Origin of the sequence: Fredinandcohnia onubensis, assembly GCF_002734215.1 — a bacterium.
Taxonomy (GTDB): Bacteria; Bacillota; Bacilli; order Bacillales; family Bacillaceae_L; genus Ferdinandcohnia; species Ferdinandcohnia onubensis.
In genome coordinates this window covers 42,052-58,330 of sequence record NZ_NSEB01000001.1, presented here as the reverse complement: position 1 = coordinate 58,330, position 16,279 = coordinate 42,052, and the positions used below count along the sequence as shown (strand labels likewise).

General features: G+C 37.3%; 15 protein-coding genes. 13 read left to right on the top strand and 2 right to left on the bottom strand.

Annotated features, from left to right (window positions below; translation table 11 throughout):
• The first annotated feature begins 62 nt into the window (after nucleotides 1–62).
• The 5 genes from CKK03_RS00285 to CKK03_RS00265 all read left to right on the top strand — a co-directional run bounded on the left by CKK03_RS00285 (nucleotide 63) and on the right by CKK03_RS00265 (nucleotide 4,096).
• A complete protein-coding gene (locus CKK03_RS00285; protein WP_099360646.1) occupies nucleotides 63–500 on the top strand; it encodes a BrxA/BrxB family bacilliredoxin in 438 nt (145 codons plus the stop codon).
• A 305-nt stretch (nucleotides 501–805) separates the two neighbouring features.
• On the top strand, nucleotides 806–1,591 hold the full coding sequence (locus CKK03_RS00280; RefSeq protein ID WP_142353987.1) for a basic amino acid ABC transporter substrate-binding protein: 786 nt from the start codon (nucleotides 806–808) through the stop codon (nucleotides 1,589–1,591).
• Between the two features lie 39 nt (nucleotides 1,592–1,630).
• Nucleotides 1,631–2,290, top strand: coding sequence for an amino acid ABC transporter permease (locus CKK03_RS00275; protein ID WP_099360687.1), 660 nt, complete (start codon nucleotides 1,631–1,633; stop codon nucleotides 2,288–2,290).
• A complete protein-coding gene (locus CKK03_RS00270) occupies nucleotides 2,283–3,017 on the top strand; it encodes an amino acid ABC transporter ATP-binding protein (protein WP_281254454.1) in 735 nt (244 codons plus the stop codon). The genes CKK03_RS00275 and CKK03_RS00270 overlap by 8 nt, the downstream gene beginning before the upstream one ends.
• A gap of 125 nt (nucleotides 3,018–3,142) precedes the next feature.
• The gene (locus tag CKK03_RS00265) at nucleotides 3,143–4,096 is read left to right on the top strand and encodes an aromatic acid exporter family protein (RefSeq protein ID WP_099360644.1); all 954 of its coding nucleotides are present in this window, start codon (nucleotides 3,143–3,145) and stop codon (nucleotides 4,094–4,096) included.
• A 77-nt stretch (nucleotides 4,097–4,173) separates the two neighbouring features.
• Here the strand turns inward: CKK03_RS00265 and prli42 are convergent, their stop codons facing one another.
• Nucleotides 4,174–4,266: a stressosome-associated protein Prli42 gene (gene prli42 / locus CKK03_RS23525; protein ID WP_165918224.1), complete on the bottom strand. Its 93-nt coding sequence runs from the start codon at nucleotides 4,264–4,266 to the stop codon at nucleotides 4,174–4,176.
• 189 nt (nucleotides 4,267–4,455) lie between these two features.
• Here prli42 and mce point away from each other — a divergent pair, with 189 nt between their 5' ends.
• From mce to CKK03_RS00240, 5 genes are all read left to right on the top strand, one after another.
• The gene (gene mce, locus CKK03_RS00260) at nucleotides 4,456–4,878 is read left to right on the top strand and encodes a methylmalonyl-CoA epimerase (RefSeq protein WP_099360643.1); all 423 of its coding nucleotides are present in this window, start codon (nucleotides 4,456–4,458) and stop codon (nucleotides 4,876–4,878) included.
• Entirely contained in the window at nucleotides 4,875–6,425 is a 1,551-nt protein-coding gene (locus CKK03_RS00255; protein ID WP_099360642.1) for an acyl-CoA carboxylase subunit beta, read from the top strand. Before mce ends, CKK03_RS00255 begins: the two co-directional genes overlap by 4 nt.
• Nucleotides 6,426–6,509: 84 nt before the next feature.
• Complete coding sequence (locus CKK03_RS00250; RefSeq protein ID WP_099360641.1) at nucleotides 6,510–7,628, top strand: tripeptidase T; 1,119 nt, start codon at nucleotides 6,510–6,512, stop codon at nucleotides 7,626–7,628.
• Between the two features lie 128 nt (nucleotides 7,629–7,756).
• Entirely contained in the window at nucleotides 7,757–8,218 is a 462-nt protein-coding gene (locus CKK03_RS00245; RefSeq protein ID WP_099360640.1) for a chemotaxis protein CheW, read from the top strand.
• Between the two features lie 60 nt (nucleotides 8,219–8,278).
• Nucleotides 8,279–9,532, top strand: a complete 1,254-nt coding sequence (locus CKK03_RS00240) for a DNA polymerase IV (RefSeq protein WP_099360639.1) — start codon at nucleotides 8,279–8,281, stop codon at nucleotides 9,530–9,532.
• Nucleotides 9,533–9,578: 46 nt separating this feature from the next.
• Here CKK03_RS00240 and zwf read toward each other — a convergent pair whose 3' ends face one another.
• The gene (zwf, locus tag CKK03_RS00235; RefSeq protein WP_099360638.1) at nucleotides 9,579–11,066 is read right to left on the bottom strand and encodes a glucose-6-phosphate dehydrogenase; all 1,488 of its coding nucleotides are present in this window, start codon (nucleotides 11,064–11,066) and stop codon (nucleotides 9,579–9,581) included.
• A gap of 260 nt (nucleotides 11,067–11,326) precedes the next feature.
• On the opposite strand from zwf, the gene rnz reads away from it, so the two are divergent.
• The 3 genes from rnz to CKK03_RS00220 are packed head-to-tail and all read left to right on the top strand — an operon-like array spanning nucleotide 11,327 to nucleotide 16,263.
• Entirely contained in the window at nucleotides 11,327–12,271 is a 945-nt protein-coding gene (rnz, locus tag CKK03_RS00230; RefSeq protein WP_099360637.1) for a ribonuclease Z, read from the top strand.
• A gap of 17 nt (nucleotides 12,272–12,288) precedes the next feature.
• Nucleotides 12,289–13,038, top strand: coding sequence for an oxygen-insensitive NADPH nitroreductase (nfsA, locus tag CKK03_RS00225; RefSeq protein WP_099360636.1), 750 nt, complete (start codon nucleotides 12,289–12,291; stop codon nucleotides 13,036–13,038).
• A gap of 27 nt (nucleotides 13,039–13,065) precedes the next feature.
• On the top strand, nucleotides 13,066–16,263 hold the full coding sequence (locus CKK03_RS00220; protein WP_099360635.1) for a DEAD/DEAH box helicase: 3,198 nt from the start codon (nucleotides 13,066–13,068) through the stop codon (nucleotides 16,261–16,263).
• Nucleotides 16,264–16,279 lie beyond the last annotated feature (16 nt).

Genomic DNA, 16,279 nt, shown 5'->3' with positions numbered 1-16,279 from the left:
ATGTTGTAAATTGATATTATTAAAGAAGGCAAAATAATTATCTAAGTGGAGGAGTGTTATAAATGGAAATAGATTTCAATCTGTTTATGAATGATATAGTAACAACAGCTCGTAAAGAAATTGCGGAAGCTGGTTACCAAGAGTTAAAAACACCTGAAGAGGTTGAGGAAGCACTTGGCAAAAAAGGTACAACATTAGTAATGGTTAACTCAGTTTGTGGTTGTGCAGGTGGAATTGCAAGACCAGCGGCAGCCCATTCAATCCATTACGATAAGCGTCCAGATCAATTAGTGACCGTGTTTGCTGGTCAAGATAAAGCTGCAACTGAAAAAGCGAGATCCTATTTTGAAGGTTATCCGCCATCATCACCATCATTTGCATTATTAAAAGATGGTAAGGTTGTAAGAATGATTGAGCGTCACGAAATTGAAGGACATGAACCAATGGATGTAATTAATAAATTACAGGATTCCTTTGAAGAATATTGTGAAGAAGTATAAGAAGCCTTAGAGGCTTCTTTTTTTTGAGATAAATAATAAAAATATGCATAATATAGTTGATTCTTTATCGCTTTTCTACTTTAATTGTTTATATTAGTAAAGTGATTAGTGTGAATGATTCGAACGATTTTGCCGTGCAATTTATCCCCTAAAGACCATTGTATACGGAATAATAAAACGTTCGAAGCAAATAATAGAATTATTAATCAATTATTATTTTTAAAAAACATATTGTATATTTATGCAGATGTGTTAAAATACATTCTATCGAATAATTATAAGTAATGACATAGGGGGAAAACATAATGAAAAAGTTTTTACTAGTAACATTGTTTACTATTTTATCAATTGCATTTTTAGCAGCATGTGGGACAAGCGATGACAATGCAACAGGATCTGAAGAAGCAACGGAAGAAAAAAAGGTTTTAACAATGGGAACGTCAGCAGATTTCCCACCATTTGAAACAATTGATGCAGCAACAGGAGAATATGTTGGGTTTGATATTGATTTAGCAAAAGCAATTGCGGATAAACTAGGTTATGAGCTTAAAATTGAAAATATGGATTTTGGTGGACTAATAAGTGCATTACAATCAGAACGTCTTGATTTTATCATTTCAGGTATGTCAGCTACGGAAGAACGTAAGAAAAGCGTTGATTTTTCAATGGAATACCATAAATCAGGTGAAATGTTTGTAACATTAAAGGATTCTGAAATCAAAACATTAGAAGATTTAGAAGGTAAAACAGTCGGAGTTCAATTAGGTTCTATTCAAGAAGAAGGCGCTAAAAAAATCAAAGAAGAAACTTTGAAAAGTCTTGAAATCTCAGCATTAAATAAAGCGCCAGAACTAATTCAAGAGTTAAAAGCAGGAAGAATTGATGCAGTTTATTTAGATAAAACTGTTGCAGTTGGATTTATTGAAGAACTAGACCTAGCTGGATTCGACGATCCAACGGAGGCTTCACCAGGTATGGCGATTGCTTTTGCAAAAGGTGATGTGCTAGTAGATGAATTTAATAAAGTGTTAGAAGAAATGAAAGAGAACGGCGAATTAGAGAAATTACAGAAACAATGGATGGAAGAATAGGTCAAAATTTTTGGTAGAAATGAGGTGTAAGGCATGGGTTTGGATATTGACTTCTCCGGAATCCTGCCTTCAATTCCGTTTATACTAGAAGGGATCGGCATTACGGTTTCCTTTGCACTAGTATCGGCAATTTTAGGTTTAATTCTCGGGACAATTTTAGCGGTTTTTAAAATAAGCAAAGTTTCATTTTTAAAGTGGTTTGCGGACATTTACACATCTATTTTTAGAGGTACACCACTTATCCTTCAATTGGTTCTAATCTATTTTGCAGTTCCACAGCTTTTTCAATATGATATCGATAAATTTGTAGCAGGAGTTTTGGCGTTTGGACTAAATTCAGGTGCATATATTTCTGAAATCATTAGAGCAGGTATTCAGGCAGTTGATAAAGGCCAACAAGAAGCGGCAGAAGCGCTTGGGATTTCATACCGACCAATGATGATAGATATTATCCTACCACAAGCAGTCAAAAATATTTTACCAGCACTCTTAAATGAATTTATTACCTTAACGAAGGAATCTGCAATTGTAAGTACAATTGGATTATTGGATATTATGAGACGGGCTCAAGTTGTCGGAGCAAACACATTCCGCTATTTTGAACCATTATTAATTGCTGGTCTAGTATATTGGATTATCGTTACAATCCTCACATTCCTAGGCGGAAGACTTGAGAGGAGGTTGCGTCGTAGTGAGTAATGATCATATTAAAGTAGAAGGTCTTCATAAATCTTTTGGCAAGTTAAATGTGTTAAAAGGGATTACGACCGCCTTTAAACAAGGAGAGGTTGTAGCGATTATTGGTCCTTCTGGGTCTGGAAAATCCACATTTCTTAGATGTTTAAATTTACTTGAAAAACCGACACAGGGACAGATTTGGGTTGGTCAAGATGAGATTACAAATGCAAAGACGAATATTACGAAGGTTCGTGAGCATATCGGGATGGTGTTCCAGCACTTCCACTTGTTCCCACATAAGACAGTCCTTCAAAATCTCACTTATGCACCCATGAAGGTAAGAGGGCTTTCCAAGAATGATGCGGGAAATAAGGCTTTGGAATTGTTAAGCCAGGTTGGCTTATCAGAAAAGGCCAATGAATATCCAAATCGCCTTTCTGGTGGTCAAAAACAAAGGGTAGCAATCGCAAGAGCGTTAGCGATGGAGCCTGAAATCATGTTATTTGACGAGCCAACTTCAGCACTTGATCCTGAGATGGTAAAAGAGGTTCTTAATGTTATGAAAGGATTGGCTCACACAGGGATGACAATGTTAATTGTAACCCACGAAATGGGCTTTGCTCGCGAAGTAGCAGATAAGGTACTCTTTATGGATGATGGAGTCATCGTTGAAGAAACAACTCCAGATGAGTTTTTTACAAATCCAAATAGCAAACGTGCACAGGACTTCTTAGAAAAGGTTCTATAAAAAGAATGATCAACGTGATCATTCTTTTTTTCGTTCATTAAGTATAGTAAGATTAGTAAATATGTGTTGTTTTTCCTATATATAACAATATAATAAATTTATTATGGATGTTTAGGAGCCGATTTATGTTTAAAATAGGTTATCGAACGTTAAAAACAGCTATAGGTACAACGATATCTATATCCATTGCAAAACTAATAGGACTAGATAGTTTTGCATCTGCTGGAATTCTAACGATTTTATGTATTAAAGTAACAAGAAAAAAATCGCTGGAAAGTTCATGGGAGCGATTTGTTGCGTGTGTAGTTGGGATCATATTTTCGTTTATATTCTTCGAGGGTATTGGCTATCATCCATTAACAATTGGCTTATTACTACTATTTTTTATACCTACAGTAGTTATTCTAAAAGCTAAAGATGGAATCGTAACAAGTACCGTTATTATTTTACATATATTTTCAGCGGGTAATGTAACATTAAATTTAATTATTAATGAACTAGGGTTAATTATCATTGGTATTGGTGTTGCGCTACTTGTAAATCTATATATGCCAAGTGTTGACAAGCAACTTAAGGCATACCAACAAGAAATTGAAACCCTATTTGGAAATATATTAAACGAAATGGTCCATTATCTTCGGACAGGCGATAGTATTTGGGATGGCCGCGAGATAACAGCTATTGAAGAATTATTAAAAAAAGCGAAAAGCATTGCCTATAGAGATGTTGAAAATAACTTAATGAGGGATGACAATTTATATTATACGTATTTCGAAATGCGAGAAAGGCAGTTCGAGATTCTGCAAAGAATGTTACCTACTATTACTTCAATGACCCAGTCAGTGGAACAGGGGAAAATGGTTGCCGATTTTATTATGGAGGTGAGCCAGTCCATTCATCCTGGAAACACGGCTATTGTATTTTTGAAGAAACTAGAATCTATGCGTAAAGAGTTTAGAGAAATGCCACTGCCAGTAACTCGAGAGGAATTTGAAACAAGAGCTGCTCTCTTTCAATTTATAAAAGAAATGGAAGAGTATTTAATTATAAAAAGACTATTTAAGGGGTTGCCAACCTAATAGTATAATGTTTAGAGGTGACCAAAATGGTCACCTCTAACGTTGTGAAAAAACCTGCAACATTTAAAATGTTTGAATTAAAACCACATACCTACGCCTGCTAAGAGGGTAGTAATTAGCATTACTCCAATCATTAAATATACAACAATCTTTTGAGTTTTACGGGACATGTCACTTACTCCCTTCTGCTTACATACTTATTTATTACTATTTTACCTTGAAAAACCAACTTGGACAACCATTATGTATTATTCATTATAACTGAAAACACACAAATTATTATGAGTTCATGCTACAATATAGTTATTATATGAAACGCTTACAATTATTGAGCGAGCGCTCGCTTGAGGAGTGAAAACATGATAAAAAAAATAGACCATATTGGAATTGCAGTCTCATCGATTGAAAATTCCCTCCCATTTTACACAAATATTCTTAATCTCCAATTAGAAGGCATTGAAGAAGTAGAATCAGAGAATGTAAAAATTGCTTTCATTAAGATAGGGGAATCAAAGCTAGAACTATTGGAGCCTCTTTCACCAGAAAGTCCAATTGCTAAATTTATAGAAAAACGTGGCGAAGGAATTCATCACATTGCCTTAGGCGTCTCATCGATTGAAGCTCGTATACAAGATATGAAGGAAAATGGTATCCGAATGCTTTCAGATGAGTCCAAGCTTGGTGCAGGCGGTGCAAAAATTGCATTTATGCATCCGAAATCAACAGGGAGTGTCCTATATGAGCTTTGTGAGAAACCTAGCAAGGGGGAAATGAACAAATGACAGATATTTATGAAAAAATTAATGAACTTTATGATCGCCGTCGTGAAGTTGAATTAGGTGGCGGAGATGAAAAAATAGATAAACAACATGAAAAAGGAAAATTAACTGCACGAGAACGAATTGACTTATTACTTGATAAAGGCACTTTTGTAGAGTTAAATCCTTTTATTGAACACCGCAGCATAGACTTTGGCTTAGCAGATAAAAAAGGACCTGGGGATGGAGTTGTAACAGGCTACGGAAAAATCAATGGCAGACCGGTCTATTTATTTTCACAGGATTTCACGGTGTTTGGTGGAGCACTTGGAGAAATGCACGCGAAAAAAATTGCGAATGTGATGGATCTAGCTGCTAAAAATGGGGCACCTTTCATTGGTCTAAATGATTCGGGTGGCGCAAGAATTCAAGAGGGAGTCGTTTCTCTTGATGGATATGGTCACATTTTTTATAGGAATGCAATCTACTCTGGAGTTATCCCTCAAATTTCGGTGATTATGGGTCCGTGTGCCGGTGGTGCTGTGTATTCTCCTGCGATTACTGATTTTGTATTCATGGTTGAAAAGACGTCTCAAATGTTTATTACAGGGCCGAAAGTTATTGAAACCGTAACGGGTGAGAAAATTAGCTCAGAGGATTTAGGTGGAGCAAACGTACATAATTCCATAAGTGGGAACGCACATTTTTCAGGGGAAACTGAAGAAGAGGTGCTGCAGCAGGTAAGAGCTTTAGTAAGCTATCTTCCCCAAAATAATGAAGAAAAGGCCCCGATTCTACCAGTTGAGGAAAGTGATGATTACCGACCTGATTTAACAGAAATCATTCCATTCGATGCAGTCAGACCCTATGATGTTCGAAAAGTAATCAATCAAGTAGTCGATGCTGATACATTCATGGAGGTTCATAAAGATTTTGCGAAGAATATTGTTGTCGGGTTTGCAAGAGTAAAAGGGGAGGTTGTTGGTTTAGTATGTAACCAACCAAAATACATGGCAGGTGGACTTGATATTGACTCATCTGATAAAGCATCACGATTCATTCGTTTTTGTGATTCCTTCAATATCCCACTTATTACATTTGAGGATGTGACAGGGTTCTTCCCAGGGGTAAAACAAGAACATGGGGGAATTATCCGCCACGGAGCAAAGATTCTATATGCGTACTCAGAAGCAACGGTACCTAAGTTAACTGTCATTCTTAGAAAGGCATATGGAGGGGCCTATGTCGCACTAAACAGTAAATCAATTGGTGCTGATTTAGTTTTTGCATGGCCTAATGCTGAAATTGCAGTAATGGGTCCACAGGGGGCAGCTAATATTATTTTTGCACGTGAAATTAACGAAAGTGATAATCCTGAACAGACACGTGCGCAAAAGATCGAAGAATATCGTGAAAAATTTGCCAATCCATATGTAGCAGCAAGTCAAGGAATGGTTGACGATGTCATCGATCCTCGAGAAACTAGAATTAAAATCATCCAAGCCTTAGAAATGCTACGAAACAAAAAAGAAACACGCCCTAATAAGAAGCATGGGAACATTCCGTTATAATTCAACAATTTGATTTTTGGGGATAATATGATAGGCTAAAAACATTAGCTATTCTTTAACTTATTCATCTTGGAGGTACATAGTATGATTAATCAGGACAGACTTGTTAATGAGTTTTTAGAGCTTGTACAAGTAGACTCAGAAACAAAATTTGAAACAGAAATTGCAAAGGTTTTAAAAGAAAAATTCACTGCATTAGGTGTACATGTTGTAGAGGATGACACCACTAGTCAAACAGGACATGGGGCAGGGAATTTAATATGTACCCTTGAAGCCACAAAAAATGATGTAGACCCAATTTATTTTACTTCTCATATGGATACAGTTGTCCCTGGTAAAGGCATTAAACCTTCAATCAAGGATGGTTATATTGTCTCAGACGGAACAACGATTTTAGGCGCAGATGATAAAGCTGGTCTTGCTGCTATGTTTGAAGCAATTCGTGTTCTGAAGGATAATAAAATCCCACACGGTACAATTGAATTTATTATTACTGTAGGCGAGGAATCTGGTCTTGTCGGTGCTAAAGCATTAGATCGCTCGATGATTACAGCCAAATATGGATATGCGCTCGATAGTGACGGAAAAGTTGGCGATATTATTGTTGCTGCACCTACACAAGCTAAGGTAAGAGCAACAATCATCGGAAAAACAGCTCATGCAGGTGTCGCTCCTGAAAAAGGTGTTTCAGCAATTACGATGGCAGCAAAAGCCATTGCAAAAATGCCACTAGGACGTATTGATGAAGAAACGACTGCTAATATTGGGCGTTTTGAAGGGGGCACACAAACAAATATTGTTTGTGACCATGTTGAAATTTTAGCTGAAGCACGTTCTTTAGTGACAGAAAAGATGGAAGCTCAAGTTCAGAAAATGAAAGCAGCTTTTGAATCTGTTGCTGCTGATATGGGTGGCAGAGCTGAGGTAGAAATTACGGTCATGTATCCTGGATTCAAGTTTGCTGATGGCGACCATGTCGTTGAGGTTGCAAAACGAGCTGTAGCGAAAATTGGTCGTCAAAGCGCCCTCCAAAAAAGCGGTGGAGGCAGTGATGCCAACGTCATCGCAGGACATGGCATCCCTACTGTAAATCTTGCTGTAGGATATGAAGAAATTCACACAACAAATGAAAAAATGCCAGTAGAAGAACTAGTCAAAACCGCTGAACTTATTGTTGCGATTGTTGAAGAAGTTGCAAAATAAAGTACTAAAAAAGTGGGATTCTCTCTTGATTGAGGGAGTTTCACTTTTTTTATTTCCTTTCGTAAATAGGTAAAGTATGATAGATATGGGACATAGATTTTTGTTACTAGACCTGAGGTGAATGATAGATGGAAGACCAAAAAGTCGTTGTATTTTCATCAGGGAATGAGGAATTTGGCATTCCTGTTTTAAAAGTAATATCTATAGAAAGAGCTCAAAAGTTAAACGCTATTCCGCAAATGCCGACATTTTTGCTAGGTATGTTAACGATTCGTGATCAACTCATTCCGATTGTTGATGCAGGAATTATATTATTTAATAAACCAACAACCCATACAGATAAAACGAAGATTATCGTTACTCAAACAGATTCATTGTCAGTGGGGTTACTTGTCGATGATGCGATAGAAATAATGGATATCCCTCAAACTCAATTGAAACAATTGAGTTTAACCTACCAGCTTTCCCCGTACATAACAGGAGTTGCGCCCCTTGAGAATCGGATGATTACTTTACTTGACGTTGATAAACTGTTTGATAGTCTTGAAGGATTTGATATGATTGAGGATCACATTCAAAGTCACCAATAGAATAGGTGACTTTTTCTATGTTAAACTATTGTTATGGATTAATAGTAGGAAGTGTAAATCATGAAAGAAATGTATCCGAAAAATGGGAAGGTTATTTTACATGTGGACATGAATAGCTTCTACGCATCAGTCGAGGTTGCCTATGATCCTTCTTTACAGGGTAAACCTTTAGCGATTGCAGGGAATGTCGAAGAGCGTAAAGGCATTATTGTCACCTGCAGCTATGAGGCTCGTGCCTTTGGAGTGAAAACAACGATGCCTTTATGGGAGGCAAAACGAAAATGCCCAAACCTGATCGTTCGTAAACCAAACTTTGAACGCTACCGTAGAGCTTCACTGGCTATGTTTGATATCCTTCGCACATACACGGATTTAGTTGAACCAGTTTCAATTGACGAAGGCTATATGGATATTACGGGATGTTATGAAAAGGGGTCCCCGATTGAAATTGCGACTTCCATTCAAGAAACCTTACAAAAAACGCTTCTACTTCCCTGTAGCATTGGAATTGCACCAAATAAATTTCTGGCAAAAATGGCATCCGATATGAAAAAACCATTAGGAATCACTGTATTGCGGAAGCGGGATGTTCCGATCATTCTCTGGCCCTTGCCAGTTGGAGAAATGCATGGAGTAGGTTCGAAAACGGCTGAAAAATTAGCTACAATCAGTATTCATACAATTGGAGACCTTGCTAAGGGCAACGATATTCAATTAAAGCAGTTATTAGGAATTAATGGTGAGCGGATTAAGCAAAGAGCAAATGGAATTGACAACCGACTTGTTGACCCTGATGCTATATCCGAGTTCAAAAGCATCGGTAATTCGACAACATTACCATATGATTCAACAGATGAGGAAGAGCTTCTCGGTGTGATCAAAAGACTATCAAATTCTGTTGGTGCACGTATAAGAAGGAAAGATATGTTATCCAATAATGTCCAACTGATGATTCGATATGCTGATCGAAAAACGGTAACAAGAAGTCGGAAACTTGATAACCCAATTGATCAGGATGAAGAGATTTATAAAGCGGCCAAGCGCTTGTGGACAAAACATTGGAACGGGGAACCAATTCGATTATTAGGTGTCACAGCTCAGGAACTTGTGGAGAAACAAGAGGCATTTAAACAACTTGATCTTTTTTCCTATGAAAAGGAGGCGAAAAAAGAACCCTTACTTAAAGTGATTGATGAATTAAAAGGGAAATACGGGGATGAGATTGTATCAAAAGGGGTTAAAATACCTAAAGATAAAAAACCCCGAGATAATGAACATGGAACAAGTTTTGAGAAAGACTTCTTAAGCGACTAAATACAGAAGACCCCAACTCATATAGAGTCGGGGTCTCTTTTTCATCTTAGTCTTCAACTGGCCACCAGTGGAACCCGTCTTCTGCTAATAGTTCATCAGACGCCTTAGGTCCATTAGAACCAGATGGATAATTTGGAAATTCAGTTGCAATTTGGTTTTCCCAAACCTTTGAAATCGAGTCGACGTAGCGCCATGAAAGGGCCACTTCATCCCAGTGTGCAAAGTTTGTTGTATCACCCATCATACAGTCATAAATAAGCTTTTCATAAGCTTCTGGTGTGTTTATACCATCAATACAGTTATTACAATAATCAAGTTTAACAGGTAATGTCATTGTGTTTTGGCCCGGTCGTTTCGCATTTAAATAAAGTGTAATCCCTTCATCGGGCTGGATATTAATGACTAGCAGGTTAGGATTTTGTTGCTCATTATCATCTTTATAATATAAATCCATCGGAATGTCTTTGAATTGAACCACAATTTTTGTTGATTTTTCCTTCATTCTCTTACCGGTTCGGATATAGAAAGGAACGCCTGCCCATCTAAAATTGTCGATAAGAAGTTTACCTGCAACAAATGTAGCAGTATTTGATGCTGGGTCTACTTTCTCCTCTTCTCGGTAACCAGGAACCTGTTTGCCATTTAACGTACCAGCATCATATTGCCCTCTAACGAAATATTTTTTTACATCCTCTTCTTCTAATGGGCGAAGGGCACGTAATACTTTTATTTTTTCACTACGGATCTCATCGGTATTTAATTTAATTGGCGGTTCCATCGCTAATAATGCAACCATTTGAAGCATATGGTTTTGTACCATATCTCGGAGAGCGCCTGATTTTTCATAATAGCCGCCCCGATCTTCTACTCCAAGTACTTCACTTGATGTGACTTGGATATTTGATATGTAACGATTATTCCAAAGTGGTTCGAATATTGCGTTAGCAAAGCGGATGACTTCAATATTTTGGACCATTTCTTTTCCTAAATAATGGTCGATTCGGTAAATTTCATCCTCTGAGAATGCATGACGAAGCTTTTCATTCAATTGCTTTGCAGATGGCAGGTTATGTCCGAAAGGTTTTTCAATTACAAGTCTTGTATAACCTTCTGTTTCCGTTAATTCTTCAGCTTTAATGTTGACAGCTATTGTTCCAAAAAACTCTGGAGCCATTGCTAAATAAAAGATTCTATTACCTTCTGTTTTGTAAGTTGAATCTAGTTTTTCAGCTAGTTCCTTTAATTCTTTATAAGAAGCACGATCATTTACATTGAACGGAAGGTAGTAAAAGTGTTTTGAGAACTTCTCGATATCCTCACGATCTTCCTCAAATCTTCCCGATACAGAATTTCTTACGTTTTGTTGGAATTCTTCATTCTCTAAAGGGCGTCTTGCCACCCCGATAACCGCGAAATTTTCAGAGAGTTTTCCTTTTGTATAAAGGTTATATATAGAAGGGTAAAGCTTTCGATTTGCCAAATCACCTGTTGCTCCAAAAATAACCACGATTGATTTTGGTGCTGTATTTGTCATATTAATCCCCCACTTCTTAAGGCTTTAGTGATATTTATTTAATGTATACTTTTTTGTTTAGTAAATCAACTAATTCGTATGAATTTTTCAAACTCCTTTTAAAAGTATGCCTTAACAAGGAATGGATATTCGAAAACGATTGTAAGTAATGGTTGGAGTGGCTTATCTAGAGAACAAATGGCAGAATATGATATAGTAAGTAATGGAATATAATCGAAAGCTAAACATAAAAATTTTAAAATTATTTGGAGGATTTCTGAGTGGAAGTCGTATTTTTAGGAACAGGTGCAGGGGTACCCGCGAAAGAGCGGAATGTCACTTCAATAGCTTTACAATTGCTTGATGAACGTAGGGCCACCTGGTTGTTTGATTGTGGAGAGGCAACACAACATCAAATATTACATACATCCATAAAGCCAGGGAAAATAGAAAAAATTTTCATCACTCATTTGCATGGTGACCATATATTTGGTTTGCCTGGATTATTAGGAAGTCGCTCTTTTCAAGGAGGAGAGTCCTTATTAACCATTTATGGTCCTAAGGGAATAAGAGCTTTTATTGAAACTTCGATAAAGGTAAGTACCACACATATTCGATATCCGCTTGAAATCGTTGAAATTGAAGAAGGTGTCGTCTTTGAGGATGAACAATTTTGTGTGACTGCAAAAGAATTAGAGCATGGGATTCAATCCTTTGGGTATCGAATTGTAGAAAAAGACCTCCCAGGAACATTGCTTGTGGATAAGCTATCAAAAGAAGGAATTAAACCTGGGCCTATTTATCAAAAAATTAAAGAAGGACAAACAGTGATCCTTGAGGATGGACGTCAGATTAATGGAGAGGAATATATTGGTCCACCTAAAAAGGGACGTACAGTGACCATTTTAGGTGATACCCGTTATATTAAGGAGAGTATTGAACTCGCCAAGGATGCAGATATACTCATCCATGAAGCAACTTTTAGTTCAAATGAAGCCGATTTAGCTCATGATTATTTTCACTCTACCACAACTCAAGCGGCCAATGTTGCCCAAAAAGCGGGGGTCAAACAATTAATACTTACGCATATTAGCTCTAGATATCAAGGCGATGATAGTCAGAGGCTACTTGAGGAAGCACAGCAAGTGTTTAAGCCGACTTATTTGGCAGAGGATTTCTCAAGATACGATGTGAAATCAAACCAAACGAAAAATAAAGACAACTAGTTTGGAGGAACATAACAATGAATACAGTTATTGAAACAATAATGAATCACCGTTCGATTCGTAAATTTGAAGAAAAATTATTATCAGATGAACAAGTTCGTACGATTGTTGAGAGTGCCCAAGCGGCTTCAACATCTAGTTTTATCCAAGCCTATTCCATAATTGGTGTAAAAGATTCAGATATAAAGAAGAAGCTCGCAGAAATCGTCGGTAACCAAGCCTATGTTGCCGAAAATGGACATTTCTTTGTGTTTTGTGGAGATCTTCATCGTCACCAGGTTATTAGCCAAATGGAGGAAAAGGACTTATCGACTTCATTGGAGAGTACTGAGAAATTTATGGTTGCAACAATAGATGCTACCTTGGCTGCTCAAAATGCAGTACTCGCAGCAGAATCAATGGGCTTGGGTGCTTGCTATATTGGCGGGCTGCGTAATAATCTTGATGAGGTTTGCAAGCTCCTACATATCCCTAAATTTGTGATTCCTCTTTTCGGAATTGCGGTAGGCTACCCAGCTCAAATGCCTGATAAAAAACCTCGTCTTCCATTCGAGCATATTTATCATGAAGATGAATATAAGCAGGATGAAGACTTATTCAAACAAGAGTTGGTTACCTACAATCAAACTATTTCCGACTATTATCAAGCCCGTACAAATGGGAAACGCTCAGATACATGGACGGGGCAGATGGCAAACATGCTTGAAAATCCGAAGCGGATGTATATGAAGGATTTTGTTAAAGGACAAGGGTTCAATCAAAAGTAAACCTAGGATAGAAAGGAGTCGGAATCCATGGATATCAAAATAAAACATAAATTGATAAAAGAAATGTGTGGAACCGTCTCCTTTAAAAGAGGGGACGCTTTTTATCGAACAAACAAGGTTCTATTAACTGAATACAGATCAAATAAATGTAAAGCCATTGTTAAAGGAGCAGAAGACTTTCACGTAACAATTGAAAAAAATAGACAAGGAAAATTAGAGACTACATGCAGTTGTCCATCCCTTGCCAATTTCGATAAGGAATGTCAGCATGTAGCTGCCGTTTTGATTGCGATTCATGAACAGCAAAATCAAGAGCCATTAGCTTTTGATGAAATTCAAACTTCTACTAACGAAAAATTAACGAATGATTTCATAACATTATTTACAAATCGGCCGTTACGTTCAAGTGGCCATCAGCTTCATTTTGAAAAAAGAGAAGTACTCAATGTTCGATTCACATGTAAACCCGTTAAGGTTTCGAATGAGCAAATCTTAATTGGATTGGAAATTGGAATTGAACAGATGGGGGTACATGATATTCGTAGGTTTCTTGAGGATATTAAACAAGGAAAGCCTAGTACAATATCCGAACAATTTTTATATGATCCAAATCTCCATTGTTTTTTATATGAAGTAGATACCCTACTACACCAATTGATTAAAGTTACTGAGGATGAAAAAATTTATATTGAAGTTAACTCATTAGACGATCTGGAAACTCGTGAAATACTGTTAATTCCGCCATCTTCTTGGAAAGTTCTCGTACCTTTATTCTCGAAATGCCCATCCGTTTATCTTGAAAACAATGGCTATACGTATGAAGGCCTTCAAATCGAAGAGGAGCCACCACCACTGCATTTTTCATTTGAAGAAGGGGAAGAAAGTGACTATCAATTAACCATTCAAGGGTTTAACAGAATGATTATTTTAAAATCCTATCCTATTGTGTTAAGTGATGGACGACTCTATCAAATATCGGAACAAGATTGTGACCGCTTGTTTGAACTAAAAAACATGCTTGTAAATCCAGGTTCTAATCATATTCCAATTCCAAAGGAACAAACTCAATTTTTTCTAAAAAAAATCGTACCAAGCTTGAAAAAAATTGGTGTCGTTCACATGTCTCAAGACATCTCCAAAGAATTTATGAAAACGCCACTTGTCGCTAAGCTTTACTTGGATCGCCTTCGTAACAAACTGCTGGCAGGGCTTGAGTTTCACTATGAAAATACCATCATCCAACCACTTGAGAACCGGGATATTCCAACAGGACCAATGGTAATTAGGGATATCGAAAAAGAGGATGAAATTTTAAGGATTATGGATGATAGCGGTCTTTCGAAGACGGAGGGTGGGTACTACTTGCATAATGAGGAACTTGAGTATGAGTTTTTGTATCATATCGTTCCAAAGCTGCAACCTCACTGTCAGATTTATGCTACAACTGCTATTCGAAATCGCATTCTACCTAAAAGTGAACATCCGAAAATAAGGGTAAAAATAAAAAAAGAACGTACAAATTGGCTTGAGTTTAAATTTGAGATGAAGGGCATTGCCGAACAGGAAATTCGCGAAATTTTAGGTGCTCTTGAGGAAAAACGAAAATATTACCGCTTGAAAAATGGTTCATTGCTCTCACTTGAAACGCGGGAGATGGAGGAAATTCAGCGATTTTTAAAGGCTGTTCCAATTCAGGACGATGATTTCGAATCAACCTTAAACATGCCAATGCTTGAGGCTCTACCCATTTTGGATTCGTTCGATGACAATGAAATCTATACAGCTGAGGAATCATTCCGCCAATTTCTTGATTCAATTCGAAATCCTAGTAACTTGAGGATTGAAGTTCCACACCATTTAGATACGATTTTACGAGATTATCAAAAACAAGGCTTTAAATGGTTGAAGACTCTCGCAAGTTATGGATTCGGTGGTGTACTTGCTGATGATATGGGGCTTGGTAAAACAGTACAGAGTATTGCATTTATTGTTTCTGAGCTTCAAATGATTCGTGATAATAAGCACCCAGTTCTCATTGTTTGCCCATCATCGTTAACATACAACTGGCTCCATGAAATCTTGAAATTTGCTCCTGAACTTCAAGCAATTGTAATTGATGGCAATAAAGCTGAGCGAAGAGCACTGCAACAAGAAAGTGAAGGTATGGATGTTCTTATCACATCCTATCCTTTATTGAGACGTGATAGTAAATGGTATGAGTCTATTAACTTCCATACCGTATTCTTCGATGAGGCTCAAGCCTTTAAAAATCCAGTTACCCAAACTGCCAGAGCTGTAAAAAAATTAAAAGCAGATCATCGTTTTGGATTAACCGGAACACCAGTTGAAAATTCAATTGAAGAGCTTTGGTCCATTTACTATGTTGTTTTTCCACAGCTATTTAAGGGGTTAAAGGAATATAGTCATCTTTCAAGGAAAGATATCGCAAGAAAGGTTCGCCCATTTTTACTTCGCCGTGTGAAAGAAGACGTTCTTGCGGAACTGCCGGAGAAAGTTGAAATTCTCGAATCATCAGAGCTTCTACCAGAACAAAAGAAACTTTATGCTGCCTATTTAGCGAAGCTACGTCATGATACATTAAAGCATCTTGATAAAGACACTATACGAAAGAACCGGATACGAATCCTTGCTGGAATCACAAGACTTAGACAAATTTGTTGCCATCCTGCTTTATTTGTTGATGGTTATAAGGGAAGTTCGGCGAAATTTGAGCAACTTTTACAAATCATTGAGGAATCAAAACTTTCTGGAAGGAGAGTTCTGATTTTCTCACAATTTACGAAAATGCTTGGACTGATTGGAAGGGAATTGTCTAGTAGGGGGCATACTTTTTTCTATCTTGATGGACAAACACCTACAGACGAACGAGTGGAATTATGCCAACGATTTAATGTTGGAGAACAAGAACTCTTTTTAATTTCTTTAAAAGCAGGAGGTACGGGTCTAAATCTGACAGGTGCGGATACTGTCATTTTATATGACCTTTGGTGGAATCCAGCTGTCGAGGAACAGGCTGCTGACCGTGCCCACCGAATCGGTCAGAAAAAGGTAGTCCAGGTGATAAAGCTTTTTGCACGGGGCACAATCGAGGAAAAGATGAATGAATTGCAGGAGAAAAAGCGTGACCTCATTTCGGATATTATTGATTCTGAGGAAAAAACGACATTGACAGAAGAAGATATCCGGGAACTTCTCATGATATAAGAAATCGACAAGGCAA